Raw genomic sequence first — 23,356 nt, 5'->3', positions numbered from 1 at the left:
TATATATGCCTGTATGTATTTATGCGTGTTTATAGTTGCGGGATTTACTTTAATATAATTTATCCAGCACAGAATCGTCAATCTTAAAGGTATGTTCTTCGGCCGGGAATTCACGACTTTTTACATCCGCAATATAGTCTTTTACCGCGTTGACCGTGATGTCATGGAGATTGGCGTATTTTTTGACAAATTTCGGTGAAAAGCCGGTGCTTACGCCCAGTAAATCGTTGCAAACCAGTACTTGCCCGTCGCAACCGTTGCCCGCACCGATGCCGATGGTTACCATCGTTTTGAGGGATTGCGTTACTTTGGTAGCTAAGGCAGCAGGTACACATTCTAAGACACAGGCGAAAGCGCCTGCTTCTTCCAAGGCTTTGGCATCATCAATGAGTTGCTGCGCCGCTTCCATGTCGTTGCCCTGTACTTTAAAGCCGCCGAGTTGATTTACCGACTGCGGTGTTAAACCGATATGGGCTACTACCGGAATGCCGGCGGTGGTAAGTTTCTTAATCAAAGGGGCCACTTCTTGACCGCCTTCAAGTTTTACGGCGGTACAGCCGGTTTCTTTTAAGAAACGGCCCGCATTATGCATGGCTTCCGCCATGTCTGCCTGATAGCTCATGAACGGCATGTCGGCTACCACGAGAGCCGTTGAATTGCCGCGCATTACCGCTTTGGTATGATGTATCATTTCATCCATCGTAACAGGAAGAGTGGATTCGTAACCGAGCATTACATTACCGACGGAGTCACCTACGAGAATCATGTCGATGCCCGCTTCATTTACATTGCGCGCCATGGCTACGTCATAGGCCGTAATCATGGTAATCGGTTCGCCCTGTTCCTTCATTTGTTTGATGGTTGTAATAGTTTTTGGTTTGTTACTCATGTGAAGTCTCCTCCTTAGTAGTAGCTTCATAGTGAACGGAATTAAATAGATCGAATAGTTCTTCCGCCATAAGCGGCGTAATTGTCTGATTCATTAGGGCCAACTGCGTTGTGGCCATGCCCAATTGTATGTAAACCGGAATCATGTTTTTTGGTAAAACCCCTAAATGGCTCTGTACCGTGTTTATATCGCCCCGCGCGATGGGGCCGGTAAGAGCGGAACCGGGATTTTCAGCCTTTTCAAGATTGGCGGCGACGCCTTGGAATAATGGCAAAAGTGCTTGCCAAGCGGCCTTCGAAGGCTTGGTTGAGTCCATAATGACTGAGCCGGAGCCTGAAACGTTGGCCGAGCCTTTGGCTGAGTCTTTGGTTGAGTCTGAAATCTTAGTTGGCACTAACCAACGGCTCATAAGCTCTTGCGCCATGGCCTGTAAGGTGACCGTATAGTTGGCACAGATACAGGCGGCTGCGTGATAGAGCGGTCTGTCTGCGGCGGGAACGTGAAAACTTCGTCCTTCTAAAATCGTTGCCAGTTCATGGGCGGCTTGTTGTGCCTTTTCATCACCGTCAATGGCCATGTAAATGCCTTTTAAAACGGTGTTTTCACTGGCAAAACTTTGCAGAGGATGAAGACTGCCTACGAAAGCGCCAATGTCTTGCAAAGGCTTAAGGGGTGACAGGTCTAAACTGCCGCTGCAGTGTAAGTAAACGGTACTCCCTATAGCCGGCTCTTGTTGAGCCTCGGCAGCGAGGCTTTTGGCGACGATGGCTATTTGCCTGTCCGGTACGGTGAGTAATACCAAATCCGCCTTGGCGGCGAGTTCAGCGTGAGTCATACAAGGTACCTTGTACTTGGTGGCTAATTGGGTGGTTTTTTCAGAAGAAGAACCTACGATGCCCACCAAACGAGTGCTCAAATGACGAGCTAAGGTAGAACCGACTTTGCCCCCGCCGATAATACCGATTTTCATGAAACTCCTTTCTGCTTTTGACGTGCCGCAAGTTTTCATAAAAAAGGCGCACTTCGACCACGAAATGCGCATAAAATTCCTATGTTGCGTCTCGTCCCGGTCTAAAAGATCCAAGCGATAAAACTAGAATAAATTATGAAGTTATAAATCCTGTTGAAAGCGATGTGGTTCTTGATAGATACCACTCTATTTCACTGTTATTATAGCATAGCGAACTGTTTATTGAAATGACGTGTTAAACGCTAACTTATATATTTATTGGAGAACGAAGATTATGAATAAAGCTACAGCAGCAACCATGAATAAAGATTCTGAGAGCCAGCAAAAAGATTTGTCATAATTTGTGAAAATCGTATTGACTTCTTAAATCGCTTGTGTGTATAATTGGATAAAACATATAGTTATCATCTGTGAACAGGAAGAGTAGCTATACAAGTTCGGCTACAGCGAGTCGGGAATGGTGGAAGCCCGGTGCAAGAAAGTATAGTGAATGGACCTGGGAGATGTGGCCCGAACCAGTAGGTAGGCGTCACCGGTCATCTCCGACCGTTACCAAAGGAGCGCGTATCGCCTGTATTGGGTAGGCCGTACGTAGTGAGCCGGGTCTTTTGACCAATCGGGGTGGCACCGCGGATTAACCTTCGTCCCTATGTATTTTGGGATTGGAAGGTTTTTTTTATACCCATTTTTAGGAGGAGAACAGTATGGAGCGAGTTCAAGATGTTTCAAAATTAGTATATACACATGTGCAAGGCGGGCAGTTCCGCTGGGTCACAGTCAGTACCTTAATGCTTGCGTTAGGTACGATTTTACACTTAGTCAGCCCTAGCGTGGCGGGCATTACGCCGAACTGGATGATTGCTACCTACTGCGTAGCCATTCATTTGACCAGACCAAATTATCGTCAGTCCTTAGGGATTGGTCTTGTGGCAGCCCTAATTAACCTGATGACTTCTAAATCGGCGTTTCCGTATGCGAACTTATTGAGTGAACCGGCCGGGGCACTCACCGCCGCCTTCGTGGTTCACATGTTCAGCCGTTTGAAATTCGGTCGCATGATTGTACCGCCGGTTGTATCCGGATTCTTAAGTACCGTTGTATCGGGCGGGATTTTCGTTACCGTTTTGTATGTAGTTTTAGCGTTACCGACTGAAGTGTACACGAAAGCTATGTGGCCGTTAGTTCTTTTGGTAGCTGCTATTAACGCCGTTATTACACCGCTTTTATATTTGCCGGCACAACGCTTATTCGCGCGCCGCGGTTATTTACCGAAAGCGGATGAAGTTATTTCCAGCGACCATAGTATGTATGAATTGACACCGGCTACGGATGCTAAAATCTCTATTGAACATTTCTCTTATTATTACGGCCAGCAAACCAAGCCGGCTTTGAAAGATATTAATTTAGTTGTAAACGATGGGGACTTCCTCGTTATTACCGGTCCTGCCGGTTGCGGTAAATCCACTTTATGTATGGCCATGATTGGTGCGGTGCCTAAATTCTACGGCGGTCGTATGGAAGGCATGGTATTCGTAAACGGTAAAGCCACGACGCAGGCGGAAATTTCCGAATTGGCTACGGAAATCGGTGTCGTACTGGCCGATTATGACACGCAGCTCGTAACCATGACGGTAGCCGAAGAAGTGGCCTTCGCCATGGAAAACCGCGGTTATACACCGGAACAGATTAAAGAACGAAGTGCCGCAGTTTTCAAACAGGTTGGTCTTGAAGGCATGGAAAACCGTAAGATTCCAAGTCTTTCCGGCGGTCAGCGTCAACGTTTGGCTATTGCCTCCGTGCTTGCCACGAATCCATCCATCCTCGTGTTGGATGAGCCGACCAGTTCCCTCGATCCGGAAGGGACTGCTGAATTGTATCGCTTAGTGGGTGCCCTTAATAAGGAATACGGCATTACCGTAGTCGTTATCGACCACGACCTTCATGCAGTGCTGCCATATGCCAATCGCATGGCCCTCATGGTAGACGGCGAACTTCGCACCGACGATGTGCCGGAAGTAACCTTGCGTTACATGTATGACCACAAAATTTATGTGGACGCATTGCCATCCATCTTCACAACCTATATGCGTCTAGAAGAAGCAGGTTTTGCTTTTGAAAAACCATGGCTCAGCGTGGCAGCTGCTAAAGAAGGTTTAAAAGCCTAGCCAATCAAAGCAGTTGTGAGAGCGGGTAAAGAGTATAAGAGAAAAGCAACATAAAATAGATAGCACTACCGAGTCATTAAAGTTACAGCGGTAGATAAAGAATTAGCTAACGGATTAAAAACAGGAGGTTCGTATGCTGGAGGTTAAAGGCTTGCGTTTCGGCTATGTGCTGGGCCAAGATATTATAGATAATGTAGATTTTTCCATCGGCGAAGGTGAATTCATCGCCATCGGCGGTCGCAACGGTTGCGGTAAAACGACGGTAACCCGTTTATTAATGGGTCTTGAAAAACCGCGCAGCGGCAAGATTTATTATAATGACACAGATATTACGGCGTTACCGCCATCGGAACGAGGCCGTTTCATCGGCTACGTGTTCCAACAGCCGGATCGCCAAATGTTCCGCCCAACGGTGGCTGAAGAAGTGGCCTTCGGACCGGAACAATTAGGTTACACCAAAGCGGAAGTGGCGGATATTACGTCCAAAGCTTTGGCCGATACGGGCATCAGTCATTTGCGCGATGCGTATCCACCGACTTTACGTCGTGGTGAAAAACAGCGTGTAGCCATTGCTTCGGCCTTGGCTATGAAGTCCAAGATTTTAATTCTTGATGAACCGACCAGTGGTCAAGACGGTAAGGAAACACGCGAACTCTTGGAATTGTTGGAAACCTTGCGTGCTACGGGACTTACGATTATCCTTGTTACTCATGACATGGAAATCATGGCAAGCCACTGTACCCGCGCTATTATCGTAGGCTACGGCACGAAAGCTTTTGACGGGAAGCCGGAAGAATTATTTACGAGCCGTGATGATTTATTTGACTTAGGTCTTACCAAACCGCCGTGTGTAGAATTGGCAGAAACGGTACCGGGCCTTGGTTATTGCAAATCAATGGCAGAATTTGAAGTAAAAATGTTGGCCTTAAAGGCTCGCAGTTAGGAGGAACCATGCAACGATTAGTACCATTTACCAAAATATTAATGACCATCGCCTTTTCCGCATGGGCTGTCCTTTTGACAACCACCTATGAATTAAGCCTTTTATTGGCTTTGGAACTTTTAATTCTACTAGTAACGGGTCTTTTGATTCGCCAATATAAAGCCGTTTTAACTTTAGCCGCCTTCGCCGTGTTCTTGGCAGTGGTACAGTTCCTTGGCGGTGGTACCCTGGAATCGGCTTACGTAACCGGTCTTCGTATGCTCTGCATGACTATGGTATTCATCATGCTTTTGGCAACGACGAAATTACAGGATTTGACGGCAGCTTTGGTTACGCAGTGTAAAATTCCTTACGAATATGCGTTTATGTTCACCGCAGCCCTTCGTTTCGTACCGGATTTCATTGCGGAAAGCCATGCCGTTCAGGAAGCTCAGGCTTGTCGAGGTCTTGCTTTGGAAGGTAATTTCTTCAAACGCTTTACTTCTTACGGTTCTGTCATTCAACCATTGTTGTTAAAATCCTTAGGCCGTTCGGAAACAATGGCGCTGTCTTTGGAACTTCGCGGTTTCGGTAATAAAGATCACAGCTTTGTAGCCACTGTTGGCATGAAAGGTTTGGATTATGTAGTGACAGCCGTGCTTGTCTTGGTTACGATTGCTATTATTATGTATGTGCGAGGCGCTATATGAGTAATAATCAACCGTTTCATAACGGTATGCCGCTAAATAACGATCGTGACGCTATGTCGCAAAATAACGTGCGTAATACTATGCCGCAAAATAACGAGCCTGCCGCTGCGGTACAAGCTCGCCAACACCGTTATCCCGTAGCCGGCAATAATCAATATGAAGGGCAATTGGTGGATGGTCATATACACACCGAACTTTGCCCTCATGGCAGTGGCGATAAGGTGGCCTTGATTATTGAAAAAGCCATCGAATTAGGTTTTTATAAACTTTGTATTACTGAACATGCACCACTACCGGTCGGTTTCAGTAAACGCTATAAAGGTGATGAAGAGGGGCTTACTACAGCTTCGTTGCGGATGGACCAAGTGGAGCCGTATTTGGCGTTAGGCAATGAACTGCAACGCGAATACGGGCAGCATATTAATTTGTCTGTCGGTTTTGAAGTGGATTTTTTACCGGGCTTTGAAGCAGCTACGCAAGAATTTTTAAACATGGTAGGTCCTTATACGGGTGAAAACTTATTGTCGGTTCACTTCATGCAGGGCGCGAACGACGGTTTTTGGTGTCTTGACTACAGTGAGGCGGAATTTGAAAAAGCCTTTGGCAGTTATTTGCAAAAACAGGATGTTTTGTTCCGTCGCTATTTTGAATTGGTATTGCAGGCGGTACAGACTGATTTCGGACCACATACGCCGGTGCGTATCGGCCATATTGATGTGATTAAAAAATACCAAAAGTATTTCAATTTTACATCGTCCTATGATCAGCAAACGCAGCAGGTCATTATGAACATTTTACGCACCTTAAAAGTGCAAAATCGGACCCTTGATTATAATGTGAGCGGTGTGTTCAAAGAAAATTGCGGTGAAATGTATCCAAGTCCTTTCATTCAAGGAATGGCCTATGTTTTGGGTGTACCGTTCATGATGGGATCCGACTCACATAGCTTATCGGCTTTTGTAAAAGCCTGGAGTGAGTAAGGGTAATATTATAGAGAAATTGATTTGAGAGAACAACATATCAGGAGCCTTTAGTCATATAAAATCATATGGTTAAAGGCTCCTTTTTAGTTATTTGCCATTTGAAACAGTATCTTATTACTTAAATACATGCATGCTATACCTAAATGAAAGTTGACTATCCGCGCTTGAAAGTGTATTATAACTTTAATCCTTTAGTTAGATGAAGAATAAAAGTAAAGAATAAGTAAAAGAGATGTAATAGAACGTACCGATAGGGTTCAAAGAGGAAGAGAGTAGGGAGAACATATGAGACAGAAACGATTGCCGCCGGGATTTCGCGATGAGTTTGGTGAAGAAGCACAGAAAAAAGCAGCTCTTAGTCATAGTCTGGCTAAGTGCTTTTTTGAACGGGGTTATACGAAGATTAATACACCTCTCATTGAATACAAGAATATATTTGATGACTATGATTTGGCTGTTCAGCAGCGTATGTATGAAGTGGTGGACAGCTCCCAGGAACGCTTGGTAATTCGCCCCGATCTGACGCTGCCTATTGCACGCTTTTTAGCGAATATTCAAGTTAATTTGCCTAAAAAATTTTACTACACCGGCGATGTGTTTGCTATGAATCAGGCTCACCGCGGTTGGGCAAATCAAGTGACACAGGCCGGCATTGAGCTGGTCGGTTATGCTTCGGAAAAAGCCGAACTGGAGTGTTTGCTTATCATTAATCAAGTTAACCGATTATGGCTCAACAATCAGCTATATGTGGAACTCAGTGATGCGCGGTTTGCCGAAACCGTAGTCGACGCATTGGGGCTTACGGCGGCGGAACGAACCGAATTGTTTGAAGCGTTATTTAATAAAAACTTGCCGGTGTACGAGCGTTTAATTGAAGCGTATACGGAGAATACATTGTATTCCTTGCTCAAAATTTGGCCGCGCCTTTTCGGCTCTATTGAGGAAGTGCAGCAAGAGCTGGATGCCATTATTTTACCGATGAGCGCACAGCGTTTGGTGAACGGGGTTATGCAAATGGCGCAGGCGGTACAAAAATTATCCAGTCAAAAGGTGCGCATAGACTTCAGCAGTCCCGCACCGCAACCTTATTATACGGGACTTACTTTCCGCGGCTATATTGACGGCGTGGCCAGTTATATTGTGAGCGGCGGACGGTATGATAAATTACTCGCTAATTTTCAAAAAGAACCTACTCCGGCCGTGGGTATGGGCTTTGATTTGGATGTATTGGCATCGGTAGCGGATATAACCTTGCCTCAGGCAAAACCATCCTATGTGTATATCGGTGAAGATGCTTGGGATGTGGTGGCTGATTATGTATTGGCTCATCCGACGTATAGTTTAGTGTTGGCCGATACATTAGCGGAGGCCCGTGAACAAGCTGCTGCGGACGGAGCCATACTCTATGTGGTCACAGAGGAAGGGGTGAAAGCCGATGCTTAGTATTGCATTGACAAAGGGACGAGTGGAAGATCAGGTTATTCCACTCTTTGAACGTTGCGGTATTGATTGTGAGCCGCTACGAAATAAAAAACGAAAACTGGTCATTACTTTAGGTGAGAATTTGCAAGTAATTTTAGTTAAAGGCGGCGACGTTCTTACCTATTTAAATAACGGTGTCGTTGATATCGGCATTGTAGGCAGCGATATTTTGGAAGAACAGCAGAATACAGGGTATGAGCTGTTGGATTTACAAACGGGGCGTTGTCAATTTATTCTGGCATCGCTGGCCGGTTATGATCTCAATGAGCCGCGGCGACATACCATCGGCACCAAGTATCCGAATATTACGAAACGCTATTTTGCCAGCCGTGGTAAAGACGTGGAAATTATCAAAATTGAGGGGTCCGTGGAGTTGGCGCCCCTTATCGGTTTAGCTGATGCCATTGTGGATATAACGGAAACAGGGACAACCTTGAGGGAAAATAATTTGCAGATTTTTGATAAATTGAGCCCCATCTCAACGCGCTTAGTAGCGAATCCTTTGGCGCTTAAGCAAAAACGGGGTGAAATTTTTGATTTGGTAGACCGCTTAGAAGAAGCTCGTAAGCTTGATATGGCGAAATAATTTGAGAAAAAATTAAAAAAAGAGAGGAGACCATCATGAAAATATATAGAGAGCCGTTACAAAAGATGCTGGAATTGGTAAATGATTACACGGCGGCCACAACGGATTTAGTGATTGAACAGCAGGTACGCGAAATTATTGATACCGTTATTGCCAAAGGTGATGCGGCTTTGCGTGATTATAGTGAAAAGTTTGACGGCGTACAGCTTACGGAGTTAAAAGTGAGTGACGAAGCTTTGACCAAAGCTTATAATTCACTGGATCCGGCTTTAAAAGAGGCTTTGGAAGTGGCTAAACGTAATATTGAGGCTTTTCATAAACGACAAATCGACCAAAGCTTTATTGATTTGGATACACCGGGCATAGTCCGGGGCCAGAAAGTAACCCCGTTAAAACGGGTGGGCATTTATGTACCGGGCGGTACGGCCGCCTATCCGTCGACTATTTTGATGTGTGCTTTGCCGGCTAAAATAGCGGGTGTTAAGGAAGTTATTATGGTGACACCGCCGCAAAAAGAAGGCATTGCGCCGATTGTACTAGGTGCCGCTAAATTAGCCGGTGTTGATGCAGTCTATCAGGTAGGCGGCGCTCAGGCTGTGGGAGCCCTTGCTTATGGTACGGAATCAATTCCGAAGGTTGATAAAATCGTAGGCCCCGGTAATATCTATGTGGCTACGGCGAAACGTCAAGTGTTCGGTCAAGTATCCATCGACATGATTGCAGGGCCTTCCGAAATAGGCATTTTGGCTGATGAAACAGCTAATCCGGTTCACTTGGCCGCTGATTTATTGTCTCAGGCGGAACATGATAAACGGGCGCGGGCTATTCTAATTACAGACAGCGAAGTATTGGCTCATGCCGTTTCGGATGAAGTGGCACGGCAATTGGAGGAACTGCCTCGTAAGGATATTGCCAAAGTGGCCATTGAAGAGCGTAGTTTTATTGCCATCATGGATTCGGTAGCCGACATGTTCACTTTAATGAATGAAGTGGCACCGGAACATTTGGAAATTCAGCTTAACAATGCGTCAGATTACTTGAGCTTAGTAGAAAATGCCGGCTCCGTATTCCTCGGCTCTTATACGGCTGAGCCGCTGGGTGATTATATGGGCGGCCCGAATCACGTATTGCCAACCAGCGGTACGGCTCGTTTTTCGTCACCCCTCGGCGTATATGATTTTGTAAAACGTACAGCGTTTATGCAATTTTCTAAAGAACGCTTAGCTGAGCTGGCTCCGCATATTGCCACATTAGCACGCACTGAAGGTTTGGAAGGCCATGCGCGGTCCATTGAAATTCGTTTTGATAAAACAAAAGACAATGCGGTAGTAGCCGGTAAAGGTGAAGATACGGAGGCAGTTGCTTATGGACACTAAGGATGAAGCGAAGACAAATACTAAGCCGGCCACGGTGGCAATATCAGGTAAGACCCGGCAAGCAGCTGAGCAAGCGGCCGCTACATGGCGAGTGGCTACGGTAATCCGCAAAACCGCGGAAACGAATATTGAAGTAACGCTTAATTTAGATGAAGAATCAGGCGTTGCCGTGGCGACGGGCATCGGCTTTTTTGATCATATGTTGAATTTGTTTGCTAAACATGGTCGCTTCGGTTTAACGGTTAAGGCTGATGGCGATACCTATATTGATGCTCATCATACGGTTGAAGATGTGGCCCTCGCCTTGGGCCAAGCTTTGACAAAGGCCTTGGGCGATAAAAAACAAATTGAGCGCTACGGCGATGCGTGGGTGCCTATGGATGAGGCACTGACTCAGGTCGTTATTGATTTGAGCGGCCGGCCCTATTTAGTGTTCAAGGCGGAACTCTCAACTTCTTTGTTGGGAACTTTTGAGACAGAATTGGTGGAAGATTTTTTCCAAGCCATCGCTATGAACGGTCTTATGAATCTTCATGTGCGCAATGAATATGGACGCAATACACATCACATTATTGAAAGCATGTTTAAGGCCTTGGGGCGGGCACTGCGCCGTGCTGTAACTGTAAATGAGGCTATTGTAGGCGTTAACTCTACCAAGGGCAGTTTGACAGTATAAAATATTTTGAAAAGAGAAGGTAGCGTATGATTGCAATTATAGATTATGATGCGGGCAATACCTTTAATGTGCAAAAAGCCTTTGCTCACTTGGGCATACCGACGGTCTTAACGGCCGATAAGACGACGATTTTACAGGCCGCCGGCGTCGTTGTGCCCGGCGTGGGCGCTTTTCGGCAAGCCATGGATACTTTAACACGACGTGATTTGGTACCCGTCTTAGAGACGGTGGTAGCTCGAAATATTCCCGTATTGGGCATATGCTTGGGAATGCAACTTTTGTTTGATAGTTCCAATGAATACGGCCAAACACAGGGCTTCGGTTTTATTCCGGGTACGGTAGATGAAATTCCTCAAGATTTGGGTCTCATGGTGCCGCACACCGGCTGGAATTGCAATTCACTGGTGAATAAAACAAGTCCTTTTAGCTGTATTGATGGCGAATACACATACTTTGTTCATTCCTATTATGTGAAATGTGAAACGCGCTATATTACGGCGGTGGCTGATTACGGCATGGAAATACCGGCCGTGGTGGCGCATGGTAATGTGTATGGTATGCAGTTCCATCCGGAAAAAAGCGCCGCTATCGGGCTAAGATTATTGCAACGATTTAATGAGCTATGTGAAGCTCATACGGCAGGTTATGAGGCTTAAAGAATGGTATTTATTGCGATGTTTATCAACAGATTAGTCGTATTGTGAGAATTTAAAAACTCTATTATTAGTGAAAAGTGATAATTGTAATAGTTGCTAAAAGATAATGTTTGTTGTATATGATGGCCTGTATTGCACATTTTTTTATAATAAAAATTGATACACAACATAGAAATCTTCGATGTAAATCATAGACAGATGTAATCTAGAAGTGTATATTATATAATATTAAATATATAAGAGCAGTACTTAAAGGAGGGGTTGACCGTGATTTTTCCGGCCATTGATATACAAGACAAACGCAGCGTACGTTTATATAAAGGGGATTTTGACAAGGAAATCGTGATTAACTATAGCCCGATGGCACAAGCTGAGGACTATGAACACGCCGGTATTAAGGCACTTCATGTGGTTGATTTGGATGGGGCCAAAGCAGGTAAACCGGTTAGTTTCGATATTATTATAGGTATTCGCAGAGCTTTCAGCGGCATTATTGAAGTAGGTGGCGGTATTCGCGACGAAGAAATGATTAAAGCGTATCTGAATGCCGGTATCGACCGTATTATTTTAGGATCTGTAGCTTTAAAAAATGCGGAATTTACTAAGCAAATGCTGGCCACTTATGGAGCAGAACGCATTGTTATCGGTGTTGACGGTGCCGACGGTAAAGTAGCCACAGAAGGTTGGCTTGAAAAGTCGGACGTTGATATGAGCCATTTGATTCGTGAAATGATGGCGGCCGGTGCTAAACACTTCATTGTTACCGATATTAATCGTGACGGTACCATGGAAGGGGTTAACCAGGAATTGCTCTTTGAATTACACGATCAATTTCCGGAAGCTCGTATTATTGCCTCCGGCGGCATTCGCAATGCCGGTGACATTGTAGCCTTGCGTAAAAAAGGCATTGTCGACTGTATTGTCGGTAAAGCCTTGTATGAAGGTCCATTGGCTTTAGCGGATATTGTAGCTTTGGAAAAAAGCGAGTTAGCCGGTGAATTGATTGAACCGTCACCATACTATACACGCACTATCCATGAAGAAACAGATTCTCATGATGTGTCTAATTTAGCGATTTCCGCAGTTGCGGCAAAGTAAATTCAATATAATAAAGTCAATAAAATAAAATCAATAAAATAAAATCAATACATAACACTAATAAGATACACATAGCAATAGCGATAGCAATACATACTCATGATCATGATAAACCGGATACGGCTAATGATAAAGGAGTAGAAACTATGTTGGCAAAACGAATCATCCCTTGTCTGGACGTGGATAACGGCCGTGTAAAAAAGGGTGTTAATTTTATTAATTTAGTAGATGTAGGCGATCCGGTGGCGATTGCCGCTTCTTATGAAGTGCAAGGTGCCGATGAGCAAGTGTTTCTGGATATTACGGCCACAACGGAAGGTCGGGGGACCTTCAAGGACGTAATTTCAGCCATATCAAATGAAGTATTTATGCCTCTTACCGTTGGTGGCGGCATTCGTACATTGGCGGATATGCAACAATTATTGCAGGCCGGGGCGGATAAAATCTCAATCAACTCAGCAGCCTTGGCGAATCCTGAACTAATCCGCGAAGGGGCTGAAAAATTCGGCAATCAATGTATCGTCGTAGCCATTGATGTGAAAACCGATCCCGAGACGGGGAAACGGTTTGTGTACAGCCATGGGGGACGTAAAAAAACAGACCGCTTAGCTTATGACTGGGCACAGGAGGCCATAGCCTTGGGGGCCGGCGAACTACTCGTAACGAGTATGGATAAAGACGGCACCAAGTCCGGCTTTGATATTGAACTGTATAAACAATTGGGCGACTTGGTGCAAGTGCCCATAATTGCCTCCGGTGGCGCCGGCACGGTAGCACACTTTGTAGAGGTTTTTTCAAAAACAAAAGTAACCGGTGCTTTAGCGGCTTCTATATTCCACTTTGGCGAAATAACCATTGAGGAAGTAAAAGAGGCTTTGCGCGCTTATAATATTCCGGTTCGCTAGGGAGGTGGGCAATGATGGCTGACAAAATAGCAGATATGCAACAGAACATTACCACCGATTTAAGATTGGATTCGGATTTGAGGCCTGATTTTGAAAAGGTGCACAATTTATTGCCTGCGGTAGTAGTGGATACCAACACGAAAGAAGTGCTCATGGTAGCCTATATGAATGAAGAAAGCTATGAACGAACCTTAGTAACCGGCGAAACCTGGTTTTGGTCACGGTCGCGCCAAGAGTTGTGGCATAAAGGGGGAACCAGCGGTAACACGCAAAAGGTTGTACGGGCTGCCTTGGATTGTGACAAGGACACCTTATTATTGGAAGTTATCCCCAACGGCCCGGCTTGTCATACCGGTTCAAGGAGCTGTTTTTTTAACGAAATCAAATTAAAAACAAATAGCTAAAAAGCTGAATAAAAGAGAGGGATTACTATGACACAGGAACTGGCTGAACTTTATGAGGTCATCAAGAATCGGCAATTAGAGCCGAAAGAAGGGTCCTACACGAATTATCTATTCGCTAAAGGACTCGATAAGATTTTGAAAAAAGTCGGCGAAGAGGCTACGGAAGTGGTGATTGCCGCTAAAAATGAAGGTACAGAGGAACTTGTCAGCGAAACGGCGGATTTGCTGTATCATGTGTTGGTTTTATTGGTTGAAAAGGGCATTCCTTACGAAGCTATAACGGAAGAACTGGCACGTCGAGAAGGTCTTATCAGTAAAACAACGGATCGGCCGGAAATTAAGAACTTATAGCCTATATGGGTCCACCTGCGCTCGGTGGGCCTTTTTTACAAATCATGAACCAAGCAAAATCTTGATTTAATAAAGCATGACGGGCAATCAATAAAGCGATAAGAGAAAGAGTGAGTGTATATGAAAGAGAGTATAAAAGACTTAAAACCATATGTTCCGGAAGAACCGGTGGAAGCGTTGAAGGCGCGTTTGGGGGTGGAGCGAGTTGTTCGCTTATCGGCTAATGAAAATCCCTATGGCACTTCGCCGGCTGTTCGTGAAGCGGTAATCGATTATGTAACTAAACATGACAGCAGCCAATACCCTGACGGCAATGCAAGTTCTTTGCGTACAGCGTTGGCCAATCATTTAGGCGTGGCTGAAACATCACTTGTTATCGGCGTGGGCCTTGATGAAGTGATTACTATGCTCAGTCGTGCTTTTTTGACCGATAAAGACTCCATAGTCATCAGCACGCCGACGTTTTCAGAATATGCCTTGAATGCTCAGTTGGAAGGGGCTGTCATTAAAGGCGTTCCTTGTGATGCTGTAACAGGTGCTACTGATTTAGCCGGTATGCTAAATGCTATCGATGAGACGACGAAGCTGGTATGGCTATGCAACCCGAATAATCCTACCGGTACGTATTGTTCGCTAGCATCGTTGCGCGATTTTATGAATAAGGTTCCTCAAGACGTGCTGGTCTTGATTGATGAAGCGTACATTGAGTTCGTCACTACTACTGAAACAGCCAGTGCTTTACCGCTTTTAAAAGAATTTACCAATATGGGCTTGATGCGGACGTTTTCAAAAGCCTATGGCCTGGCCAATTATCGGGTAGGTTATTTAGTATTAAGTCCGGAATTGGTAAATTATGTACAGGCTATTCGCTTGCCTTATAATCTCAACAGCGTGTCACAGGTGGCGGCGGAGGCAGCCCTTATGGATCAAGCCTTTATTGCGGATGTTGTGGCAGCCAATGCTAAGGCTCGTCAAGGCTGGGAAGCTTGCCTCGATGAGTTAAAACTCCATTACTATCACAGTGAAGCCAATTTTATTTTTGTAGAATTTGCATCACCGGAAGAGGCTAAAGCTATTGCCGATGTATGGCTCAAAACGGGCTATCAAGTGCGCTCCGGACTCAGTCCTGAATGGCTGCGGATTACGGTTGGGCAGGCCGCTGATTGTGAAAAAATGCAAGAGTTGTTAAAAGTATATTGCAAAGAAGAGAGATAAAATGTGGAGTAACATGAATTCGCTCTTATGAAAAAGAGTTAATTCTATAATTTCACTTGTCTTGGTAACATAGGACTTTGTTTATACTTTACGATATGTTATGCTTAATAAAACACATGGATAATCATGGTGTTTTTAGCATTATAAAATGAGGAGGTCTATTTTTGTTTCCTAAGCATATCGAATTAACGAAGGTGCCACCTATTAAAATTCAAGGCATTAAAACAAAATTGGTACCTTTTATTGCTGCATCTATATATTGGGATGATAATGGTACTTATTTTGAGCCGTTTATGGGTTCAGGGGTTGTTGGATTTAATTTACAACCCAAAAAGGCAATTTTTAGTGATACGAATCCCTATATTATACAATTTTATAAAGATTTACAGAATAAAATTATTACACCGGCTATTGTTCGTGAATTTTTAGAGGAAGAGACTTTAAAACTAATGGCGACACCAGCTGATAAGAACTCCTATTATTATGAAGTTAGAGAACGATTTAATAAAACCCATACTTCTCTTGATTTTTTATTCCTTCAACGTTCTAATTTTAACGGTATGATACGGTTTAATAATCAAGGGAAGTATAATGTTCCTTTTGGAAGAAAGCCAGAAAGGTTTAAAAAAGCACTCATTACTAAAATAGTAAATCAGGTTGCGTGGGCACAAGACTTAATCGTTAATCATGATTGGGACTTTTTATGTATTCCTTTTGAAGAGGCCTTTTCGATGATGAAGCCAAAAGATTTTACTTATTTAGATCCGCCATATATTGATAGGTATGATGGTTACTATGATGCATGGAGTGAAGACTATGCAGTTTTGTTATCTAAATTGGCTCAAAATGGACCTGCTAAATACGCTTTTAGTATGTGGTATAAAAATAAATATCGAGAAAATGAACACATTAAATTGTGGTCACATGGAAAACTGTTAACTACAGAACACTTTTACCATATAGGAGCCAAAGAAAGTAATAGAAATCCAATGATTGAAGCCTTAGTTGTAAATAATTTTGAATGATTATAATTCAAAATAGATATAAAAATAAGAAATCCATAGTGATTACCTATTCGGTTAAGCATTAAGCGTGTTAATTTTAGTACTTAGCTATGGATCACTATGGATTTTATTTTTTTCATTTGAAGCTTAATATAGGGTGATATTATTTCTCCACGTATTGTATAAGTATTCTATGCGAGTCGCATGTGGGTCACCAATTTGTTTTTTCCATTCTATATATGTTGGAAGGTTAGTATATAACTTTTTTGTGTCTGTGTATTTAGGGTAGTGTCTCCAATAGTCTTCAAATATTTCTTCTCCAAGTACTGAAAATGGACCATATCCTAATCTAAATGGTTCTATTGAGTTAGCGGAAATAGTGCCTATATTGTCAGTATTTCCACTTCCTTTCTGTTCTCCTGCAATCTTATATTTTTCTTGTACAAAGAATTCTACATTTTTATAAGCGGGAATAATAGAATCTCTATCTTCATAATGAGTACATTGAGTAGTTGGACTTTCTTCTCTATCATAGACAAATCCAATGATATAATGTTTAATATAATTGTCATAATGTCCAACGATATTTTTAGTTCCGTTTCTAAGATAGCTAGTAAAGCTACCTGCAGTAAATTTAAAACTGGCTGATGAGGATTGTCTGTATGTCGTTTTTATATCAATGGCAATAAGCTTATCGGTATTTGGAATGGCAAAATAAAAATCAGGGTATACCGTCTGTGTAGGATTTTCTTGAAATATATATCCAAGTTTTTGTGCGGCCATTGATAACGCCTCTCTAGCGGCGATTTCGAATATGCGGCCAATTATTTTAGAATCATTGCCAAAAGGATATATAGTATTATTAAAATTAATTAGTCCTGCAAAATTCCATGAGTATTTCATAGACTCTAATTGTATGGTGATTTGTTCAATTATAGGATCTTTTGTATTTATTGGATTTTCCATATATATGCTCCTTTTTTAATATAGCAAAGAATAATATTATTATATCACTAATGTTTTTATTGATGTACGATAAATTATGAGTGATGTATTTAGTTTTTGTGCTGAGATTTTGGGTGATTATGAAATTTTTGATATAAAGTATTTGAGAAGTATAAAGTATTTAAGTAGTATAAATTATTCAATAGATTTATTGTTATTACATACTATTTGGTAAAGGAGACACTATGAAAGCAATTGTATTATCCAGTGGCGGCGTAGACTCTACCACCTGTTTGGCTTTAGCCATTGATCGCCTTGGCAAGGAAAATGTGGCGGCTGTATCCATTTTTTACGGGCAAAAACACGATAAAGAACTGCAATGTGCCCGCAAGATTGCAGCCTATTATGAAGTACCTCATTATGAATTGGATTTATCGCAGATTTTAAAATACTCGAATTCATCCTTATTGCAAAATTCCACCGATGAGATTATTCATAAGAGTTATGCGGAACAGATTGAAGAACAAGGCGAAGGCATGGTCAGCACGTATGTGCCGTTCCGCAACGGTTTGATGTTATCCGCCGTAGCCAGTCTCGGCATGAGCCTTTTCCCTGATGATACGGTGCAGCTTTATTTGGGCGCCCATGCCGATGATGCGGCGGGTAATGCCTATGCCGATTGTAGTGAGGCCTTCGTTGATGCTATGACCAAAGCTATTGCCTTAGGTACCTACGATAAAGTCCAAGTAGAGGCTCCGTTTGCTACTAAAAATAAGGCTCAACTCGTTAAGGTTGGCTTGGATCTTAAGGTGCCGTATGAACTTACCTGGAGTTGCTATGAAGGTGGCGACAAGCCTTGCGGCACTTGCGGTACCTGCATCGATCGCATTAAGGCTTTTGAATTGAACGGCACCACGGATCCATTGATGAAATAGGAGGCGGTAAGGGCATGGCAAATACAAAGAGTTGGCAAAAGGTGTTATTTATCGGTGACAGTTTGACGCGCGGTTACGATGTGCCCTACGGCAAGGGCTGGGTTGAATTATTGAAAGCATATTTTGAAAAAAGCACGGCAACTAATGAAAGTGCAAAAATTACTATGGTTAATGCCGGCGTTGATGGTGCCACCTTGCAGGCTATTTATAATAATTTGGAGCGCGCTCTCCATGATTCGTCCTATGATGCGGTGTTTATCATGGGTGGGACTAATGATATTTTGCATGGGCGCACGGCGGAAGATTGCTATTTTTCAATGATGCGCTCGATTCATCATATTCAAAAAATCGGCTGTGATGTGGTTGTTGGTTTAGCGCCGCAGATTGACTGTGATCCCGATGGCGATGATGCGGTACTCGTTGATTATAATGAGCGTTTGAAAGCCTACTGTAAGGAACAAGGCTTGTTGTATATAGACTTCTATAAAACCATCGCCGAAGCGGATTATCGCGGTGAAATTCTTTATGCCGGTGATGTGCATCCCAATGAGTTGGGGTATCATTACATGTATGAAACGGCTCGTGATGTATTGAAGGCCGGCTTGTAGTCACTTTACAGATAAAAATAAATTATTAGCTAACATACAAACCCAGTATTTATGCGGTTTTTTGACGGATATATAGAGAAAAATAAATTAAATCGAAAAAAATAAATTTTAGATATTGAAATTATTAGATTTACATGCTATAATAGGCTCATAACAAGGGAACAGTAGTTAACGATTATTCAGAATCGAGCGCTACAGCTCAACTAACTTCTTTATCCCGGAAGTTATTGCGAGTGAGTCCACTTGTTAAACCTCTAAATACCTATACCTAATCGTGAGTACAAATATGTACGAACAACTTGCCGTTGCCTCCTCCCTAAGGGCAACGGCATTTTTCTGTTTATAAATAGGAATAATTATACTTGCTTTTGGAATAAAAATATAGATGAACGATAGATGAACAATCATGAAAAACTTCACAGAAAGCTCATCGAAATTTTCATATATACCTCATAAAATCTAGGTAAGATGTACATATGTTAAACGTAAGTTAACAGATTAGATTTGTATATGGCGCTGTTCAAGTGATGCGCGAGCATTTATGAGACAGTAAGAAAATTGTATAATTTTGTACTAGGAGGTATAGTTATGAAACGCAAATATGTATTAATGGTACCTGTCGCGGCGGTTACTCTTTGGGCTAACTCTTTCGGCACTTTGGTAAGTGCTCAGAGCTTACAAGACATTAACAACAATAAACCGGCTGTATGGCAGCAAGAAGAGCAGAACAAACAAAATCAGCCTAATAAAGACAACAAACAGATTAACCAAAACGATAAAAAAGATCAGAATCAGCAGAATCCTCAGGTAGCACCTAAAGCCCCTGAAAAAGAAACTGTTAAAAAAGATAAAGCAGCAAGCAAAGTAACACCGGAAACCAAGGAAAAACGCAAAGTAGCTTTGGCTAACGACTACAATAATCGCAAACCGGGCGCTGAAAAACCACCGGTAAAACCGGAAGATAAAAAACCGTTGCCACCTAAAGATGACAAGAAACCGGTTCCTCAAAATTCCGGTACAGCTGTTCAAATCGGGGTACTTCTTAACGCATAAGCACGTTTTTTCCCTGAAGAACCAACTCCCTCATTAATAGGTAATACTCCATAAATACCTAAACACAAACACAACACTTAAATACACACAATACAAAACAACACAACACACAAATAACACAACATAAATAACACACACATTAAACACACACTTAACACAGTAAAATGAATACTTAATTTTTACCGGCATATAATCATATATGCAAATGCCTTCCCGCAAGTACAGCGGGAAGGTATTTTTTTACATTAAAGTCAATTAGAAAATGACTTTAAGTTATATAGCCGGTTTTTTTGACGATAATTATGCATAATCGATACGGATATTTATGTCGAAAATTCATTTTAAATATTCCTTATATTCAAAAGGTTTGTTATAATATACCTAGTATTCAAGGCTGTCAGCTTTCTGTCGAACCGGCAGGGATAGATTAAAGGTATAGGTTATTTCGAGGAGTTGGACAGACAGTATAGATTCGAATATACTGCATAGATGACAGTACAGGTAAGACTGAGACCTGTGAAGAGTGATGGACAGTAGCTAAGTCTATGACTGGTAATTGCAGGCCTCGTGTCTTATCGGGATTGCGATTAGGGACGCGGATACCCATTAGATTAGGTTATACCGAGCAAAAATTTATATATGTATAACAGAAAGCAGTCTATGAAAATAGGCTGTTTTTTCTTTGACAGTTTTTTTTCTTTGCAGCTTATTTTGGTAATGCATTGATAATTATTGCAAAAATTGAAAGAAGTTTGATGAAATTGTTCGAAATCAGCGTAAAATGAATAATAAAATACAATAGGACTGGCAAAAAATGTACAGTTGTAGTAAAATAAAGTACATGCAACAGAGAGTCAAAGATTCGTCAATAATAAATTGATGAAAATCAAAAAGTTTAATTTCGCTGTTGACAGTATTAATTCATAGTGTTATAGTAGGTTTATGATTTGAATAGAAATCAGGACGAGGAAGAGAAAAGTACATATACTATTGTATGTGCAGCGAGCCCGGACGGTGAGAGCGGGTCTTATGAAGTGTATGGAAGTGCATCTCGGAGTTATTAAGGCAAAGCTATAGCGATATAGGGGAGTCTTATTCGGGGGTCGCCCGTTATAGCGAATCTGTATAGAATTAAACAGATAGGAGTGAAATGCTCCGGAGAATATGTGTTTAATAGTACAGCAAAGGTTTGATTGTGCGCACAGTCAAATGAAACAAGGTGGAACCGCGATATATCGCCCTTGGTCACAAATGTGACCAAGGGCTTTTTTTATTAGAGCTGAGAGACTCTATGAGAAAGGAACGATGAATATTATGAGTATGAAACCAGTAAATGATACACTAAAATTGACTGGTAACACACCTGTATACCAAATTGGAGATTCTAACGTTTTTGTTAAATTGGAAAAATACAATGCCGGCGGCAGTGTTAAAGACCGTGCTGTTTATGGTATGTTACGCGACGCTCAGCAGAAAGGTTTAATTAAACCTGACACTATCTTGGTAGAAGCAACGTCCGGTAATACCGGTATCGCCCTTGCTATGCTCGGTGCTGTTTTAGGTATTAAAGTTGTAATCTTGATGCCTGAAAGCATGAGTAAAGAACGTCGTGAATTGGTAAAAGCTTATGGTGCTCAGTTAATTTTGACTCCAAAAGCAACCGGCATGAAAGGTGCTTTGGCTAAAGCTCAGGAAATTCTTGATGCTAACCCAAGTGCTGTAACTTTGGGACAGTTCGTAAACCCTGCTAACCCTGGCATTCATTACGAAACAACAGCTACTGAAATTATTGAACAAGTTCCTAATGTGGGCATCGTTGTTGCCGGCGTAGGTACAGGCGGTACTTTCACCGGTGTGGCTCGTAAATTGAAAGAACATAATGCTAATGTGAAAGCTGTTGCGGTTGAACCGGCAGGTTCCCCAATGATTTCCGAAGGTAAAGGTGGCGCTCATAAAATCCAAGGTATCGGTGCCGGTTTCATTCCTGAAAACTTCGACCAATCCCTTATGGATGAAGTTGTAACCGTAACTGATGATGATGCTATCGCTCAAGTACAGACTTTCATGCGCGAAAGTGGTATCAGCATCGGTATTTCTGCCGGCGCAGCTATTAAAGCAGCTAAAGATTTAGCCGCTAAAAACCCTGGCGTGCCTGTAGTAGCTATTGCTCCGGACGGAGTTGAAAAATACTTATCCATGCTTGAATTTGATGATGTTGAATATGTAAAAGCCTAAGCATCTGACGATATAATCGTTCGGGGGAACGACCATAAGTTGACTTAGGTTTAGCTTGAAGAGAGATGAACGGCCAGCTATATGGCCATAGATATTTAGGGGCTGGGGGAATACCGGCCGGGAGGATGTATGAAAGAACTTTGGCAAGCGATTCGCTATAATATTAAGCGCGTTATGGATTCAGATCCGGCTGCCACATCAGTATTGATGGTATTGTGGACCTATCCGCATATAACAGCTTTGTTCTGGCATTTCTTTGCCCATCGTTTGTATAAACATGGTTACAAATTATTGGCCAGACGCGTGGCACTGCATTCGCGTAATGCGACGGGGATTGAAATCCATCCGGGCGCACAAATCGGTAAAGGTTTATTCATTGATCACGGCATGGGTGTCGTAATTGGTGAAACTGCCATTGTTGGCGATAATGTAACCTTGTTCCACGGCGTAACATTGGGCGGCATGAGCTCAAGACGCGTGAAACGCCATCCAACGGTCGGTGACGACGTGCTTATCGGTGCCGGTACTAAAGTACTGGGCGACATTATGGTAGGCAGCGGTAGCCGGATAGGCTGTAATCTGGTTATCAAACGTGATGTGCCTGAGAATGTGGTCATCTATGAAACGGAACCTGAAAACATCGTTGTTCGCAAGATTCGTTCGACGATTCATTTGGTGGACAGCCATTCACGCAAACATATGCCACGGCATAAAGTAGCCTTCACACCAAAGAATATGACCGACGACATGGCTTGGTTCATTTAAAACAATATATTTTACGTTATATACAGATATCGGCCGTATATAACGTAGGCATTATTATTGTAAAAATATATGTGGATGTGACAATCTCGTTTTAAATGAAACAGCTTGACCGTCAGGCTTTGATTTGGTTGAAATTATTCCCCAAACTGCAGCGGGGGCTGGGTTTGGGGAGTTGACAAAGAAGGGAAGAAATCGAGTTTTACACTAACAACTTATCCTATAGCAACAAGTACTAAAGCGAGTACTAAACGAATTATCATACTTAAAACTTACTAAACAAACTTACCACAAAAGTTTATATACCGGAAAAGAGGTTTGAAGTTGAGCCCCATGGCTCATCTTCAAACCTCTTTTTTGTAATTATTGAATTTTTATCAGGCCGTAAAAGGTGTTTTGAGTTATAGGACAAAAAGTGTGTGTAAA

Annotated in this window: 21 protein-coding genes, 1 pseudogene and 1 other annotated feature; of the genes and pseudogenes, 19 read left to right on the top strand and 3 right to left on the bottom strand. The window is 42.6% G+C overall.

Going from position 1 to position 23,356, the window contains the following annotated elements:
- Positions 1-49 precede the first annotated feature (49 nt).
- Positions 50-889: a 3-methyl-2-oxobutanoate hydroxymethyltransferase gene (gene panB / locus QZL64_RS00680; protein ID WP_021840139.1), complete on the bottom strand. Its 840-nt coding sequence runs from the start codon at positions 887-889 to the stop codon at positions 50-52.
- Positions 882-1,898: a Rossmann-like and DUF2520 domain-containing protein gene (locus tag QZL64_RS00675; protein ID WP_441351083.1), complete on the bottom strand. Its 1,017-nt coding sequence runs from the start codon at positions 1,896-1,898 to the stop codon at positions 882-884. Before QZL64_RS00675 ends, panB begins: the two co-directional genes overlap by 8 nt.
- A gap of 362 nt (positions 1,899-2,260) precedes the next feature.
- Positions 2,261-2,511, top strand: a binding site (T-box leader).
- Positions 2,512-2,563: 52 nt separating this feature from the next.
- Here QZL64_RS00675 and QZL64_RS00670 point away from each other — a divergent pair.
- The 14 genes and pseudogenes from QZL64_RS00670 (at position 2,564) to QZL64_RS00600 (ending at position 16,413) form a co-directional block, all read left to right on the top strand.
- Complete coding sequence (locus tag QZL64_RS00670; RefSeq protein WP_021840137.1) at positions 2,564-4,024, top strand: energy-coupling factor ABC transporter ATP-binding protein; 1,461 nt, start codon at positions 2,564-2,566, stop codon at positions 4,022-4,024.
- A 133-nt stretch (positions 4,025-4,157) separates the two neighbouring features.
- Entirely contained in the window at positions 4,158-4,967 is an 810-nt protein-coding gene (locus QZL64_RS00665; RefSeq protein WP_021840136.1) for an energy-coupling factor ABC transporter ATP-binding protein, read from the top strand.
- Between the two features lie 8 nt (positions 4,968-4,975).
- Positions 4,976-5,656 (top strand): energy-coupling factor transporter transmembrane component T family protein, encoded by a 681-nt coding sequence (locus tag QZL64_RS00660; RefSeq protein WP_021840135.1) that lies wholly within the window; start codon positions 4,976-4,978, stop codon positions 5,654-5,656.
- Positions 5,653-6,636 carry a histidinol-phosphatase HisJ gene (gene hisJ, locus QZL64_RS00655; protein WP_021840134.1) on the top strand — a complete coding sequence of 328 codons (984 nt, stop codon included), beginning with the start codon at positions 5,653-5,655 and terminating at the stop codon, positions 6,634-6,636. Before QZL64_RS00660 ends, hisJ begins: the two co-directional genes overlap by 4 nt.
- A 288-nt stretch (positions 6,637-6,924) precedes the next feature.
- Positions 6,925-8,707: pseudogene (gene hisG, locus QZL64_RS14620) on the top strand (ATP phosphoribosyltransferase).
- Positions 8,708-8,742: 35 nt separating this feature from the next.
- Positions 8,743-10,083 (top strand): histidinol dehydrogenase, encoded by a 1,341-nt coding sequence (hisD, locus tag QZL64_RS00640; RefSeq protein WP_021840131.1) that lies wholly within the window; start codon positions 8,743-8,745, stop codon positions 10,081-10,083.
- Positions 10,073-10,759: an imidazoleglycerol-phosphate dehydratase HisB gene (gene hisB / locus QZL64_RS00635; RefSeq protein ID WP_021840130.1), complete on the top strand. Its 687-nt coding sequence runs from the start codon at positions 10,073-10,075 to the stop codon at positions 10,757-10,759. The genes hisD and hisB overlap by 11 nt, the downstream gene beginning before the upstream one ends.
- 26 nt (positions 10,760-10,785) lie before the next feature.
- The gene (gene hisH / locus QZL64_RS00630) at positions 10,786-11,415 is read left to right on the top strand and encodes an imidazole glycerol phosphate synthase subunit HisH (RefSeq protein WP_021840129.1); all 630 of its coding nucleotides are present in this window, start codon (positions 10,786-10,788) and stop codon (positions 11,413-11,415) included.
- A 267-nt stretch (positions 11,416-11,682) separates the two neighbouring features.
- A complete protein-coding gene (gene hisA, locus QZL64_RS00625; protein WP_021840128.1) occupies positions 11,683-12,513 on the top strand; it encodes a 1-(5-phosphoribosyl)-5-[(5-phosphoribosylamino)methylideneamino]imidazole-4-carboxamide isomerase in 831 nt (276 codons plus the stop codon).
- A 146-nt stretch (positions 12,514-12,659) separates the two neighbouring features.
- Positions 12,660-13,418, top strand: coding sequence for an imidazole glycerol phosphate synthase subunit HisF (gene hisF, locus QZL64_RS00620; RefSeq protein ID WP_021840127.1), 759 nt, complete (start codon positions 12,660-12,662; stop codon positions 13,416-13,418).
- Between the two features lie 77 nt (positions 13,419-13,495).
- A complete protein-coding gene (gene hisI / locus QZL64_RS00615; RefSeq protein WP_226974414.1) occupies positions 13,496-13,822 on the top strand; it encodes a phosphoribosyl-AMP cyclohydrolase in 327 nt (108 codons plus the stop codon).
- A 27-nt stretch (positions 13,823-13,849) separates the two neighbouring features.
- Complete coding sequence (gene hisE, locus QZL64_RS00610; RefSeq protein WP_021840125.1) at positions 13,850-14,173, top strand: phosphoribosyl-ATP diphosphatase; 324 nt, start codon at positions 13,850-13,852, stop codon at positions 14,171-14,173.
- 120 nt (positions 14,174-14,293) lie between these two features.
- Positions 14,294-15,388, top strand: coding sequence for a histidinol-phosphate transaminase (hisC, locus tag QZL64_RS00605; protein WP_021840124.1), 1,095 nt, complete (start codon positions 14,294-14,296; stop codon positions 15,386-15,388).
- A 164-nt stretch (positions 15,389-15,552) separates the two neighbouring features.
- Complete coding sequence (locus QZL64_RS00600) at positions 15,553-16,413, top strand: DNA adenine methylase (RefSeq protein WP_021840123.1); 861 nt, start codon at positions 15,553-15,555, stop codon at positions 16,411-16,413.
- Positions 16,414-16,539: 126 nt separating this feature from the next.
- On the opposite strand, the gene QZL64_RS00595 is transcribed toward QZL64_RS00600, so the two are convergent.
- Positions 16,540-17,358, bottom strand: coding sequence for a type II restriction endonuclease (locus QZL64_RS00595; RefSeq protein WP_021840122.1), 819 nt, complete (start codon positions 17,356-17,358; stop codon positions 16,540-16,542).
- A 224-nt stretch (positions 17,359-17,582) separates the two neighbouring features.
- Here QZL64_RS00595 and queC point away from each other — a divergent pair, with 224 nt between their 5' ends.
- From queC to epsC, 5 genes are all read left to right on the top strand, one after another.
- Positions 17,583-18,272 carry a 7-cyano-7-deazaguanine synthase QueC gene (queC, locus tag QZL64_RS00590; protein ID WP_021840121.1) on the top strand — a complete coding sequence of 230 codons (690 nt, stop codon included), beginning with the start codon at positions 17,583-17,585 and terminating at the stop codon, positions 18,270-18,272.
- A 14-nt stretch (positions 18,273-18,286) separates the two neighbouring features.
- The gene (locus QZL64_RS00585) at positions 18,287-18,880 is read left to right on the top strand and encodes an SGNH/GDSL hydrolase family protein (RefSeq protein ID WP_021840120.1); all 594 of its coding nucleotides are present in this window, start codon (positions 18,287-18,289) and stop codon (positions 18,878-18,880) included.
- 588 nt (positions 18,881-19,468) lie between these two features.
- A complete protein-coding gene (locus tag QZL64_RS00580; RefSeq protein WP_021840119.1) occupies positions 19,469-19,933 on the top strand; it encodes a hypothetical protein in 465 nt (154 codons plus the stop codon).
- A gap of 1,314 nt (positions 19,934-21,247) precedes the next feature.
- Positions 21,248-22,168, top strand: coding sequence for a PLP-dependent cysteine synthase family protein (locus tag QZL64_RS00575; protein WP_021840118.1), 921 nt, complete (start codon positions 21,248-21,250; stop codon positions 22,166-22,168).
- Between the two features lie 129 nt (positions 22,169-22,297).
- Positions 22,298-22,933 (top strand): serine O-acetyltransferase EpsC, encoded by a 636-nt coding sequence (epsC, locus tag QZL64_RS00570; protein ID WP_021840117.1) that lies wholly within the window; start codon positions 22,298-22,300, stop codon positions 22,931-22,933.
- Positions 22,934-23,356 lie beyond the last annotated feature (423 nt).

This window comes from Veillonella sp. CAG:933 (assembly GCF_000431435.1).
Classification (GTDB): domain Bacteria; phylum Bacillota; class Negativicutes; order Veillonellales; family Veillonellaceae; genus Veillonella_A.
Note: the sequence above shows the minus strand (reverse complement) of the source record. Positions and strands in the feature narration are given on the sequence as shown.

Bases quoted from the DNA above. Each gene is read 5' to 3' on its own strand.
- panB (WP_021840139.1), bottom strand. From the start codon at position 889: ATGAGTAACAAACCAAAAACTATTACAACCATCAAACAAATGAAGGAA.
- QZL64_RS00675 (WP_441351083.1), bottom strand. From the start codon at position 1,898: ATGAAAACTTGCGGCACGTCAAAAGCAGAAAGGAGTTTCATGAAAATC.
- QZL64_RS00670 (WP_021840137.1), top strand. From the start codon at position 2,564: ATGGAGCGAGTTCAAGATGTTTCAAAATTAGTATATACACATGTGCAA.
- QZL64_RS00665 (WP_021840136.1), top strand. From the start codon at position 4,158: ATGCTGGAGGTTAAAGGCTTGCGTTTCGGCTATGTGCTGGGCCAAGAT.
- QZL64_RS00660 (WP_021840135.1), top strand. From the start codon at position 4,976: ATGCAACGATTAGTACCATTTACCAAAATATTAATGACCATCGCCTTT.
- hisJ (WP_021840134.1), top strand. From the start codon at position 5,653: ATGAGTAATAATCAACCGTTTCATAACGGTATGCCGCTAAATAACGAT.
- hisD (WP_021840131.1), top strand. From the start codon at position 8,743: ATGAAAATATATAGAGAGCCGTTACAAAAGATGCTGGAATTGGTAAAT.
- hisB (WP_021840130.1), top strand. From the start codon at position 10,073: ATGGACACTAAGGATGAAGCGAAGACAAATACTAAGCCGGCCACGGTG.
- hisH (WP_021840129.1), top strand. From the start codon at position 10,786: ATGATTGCAATTATAGATTATGATGCGGGCAATACCTTTAATGTGCAA.
- hisF (WP_021840127.1), top strand. From the start codon at position 12,660: ATGTTGGCAAAACGAATCATCCCTTGTCTGGACGTGGATAACGGCCGT.
- hisE (WP_021840125.1), top strand. From the start codon at position 13,850: ATGACACAGGAACTGGCTGAACTTTATGAGGTCATCAAGAATCGGCAA.
- hisC (WP_021840124.1), top strand. From the start codon at position 14,294: ATGAAAGAGAGTATAAAAGACTTAAAACCATATGTTCCGGAAGAACCG.
- QZL64_RS00595 (WP_021840122.1), bottom strand. From the start codon at position 17,358: ATGGAAAATCCAATAAATACAAAAGATCCTATAATTGAACAAATCACC.
- queC (WP_021840121.1), top strand. From the start codon at position 17,583: ATGAAAGCAATTGTATTATCCAGTGGCGGCGTAGACTCTACCACCTGT.
- QZL64_RS00585 (WP_021840120.1), top strand. From the start codon at position 18,287: ATGGCAAATACAAAGAGTTGGCAAAAGGTGTTATTTATCGGTGACAGT.
- QZL64_RS00580 (WP_021840119.1), top strand. From the start codon at position 19,469: ATGAAACGCAAATATGTATTAATGGTACCTGTCGCGGCGGTTACTCTT.
- QZL64_RS00575 (WP_021840118.1), top strand. From the start codon at position 21,248: ATGAGTATGAAACCAGTAAATGATACACTAAAATTGACTGGTAACACA.
- epsC (WP_021840117.1), top strand. From the start codon at position 22,298: ATGAAAGAACTTTGGCAAGCGATTCGCTATAATATTAAGCGCGTTATG.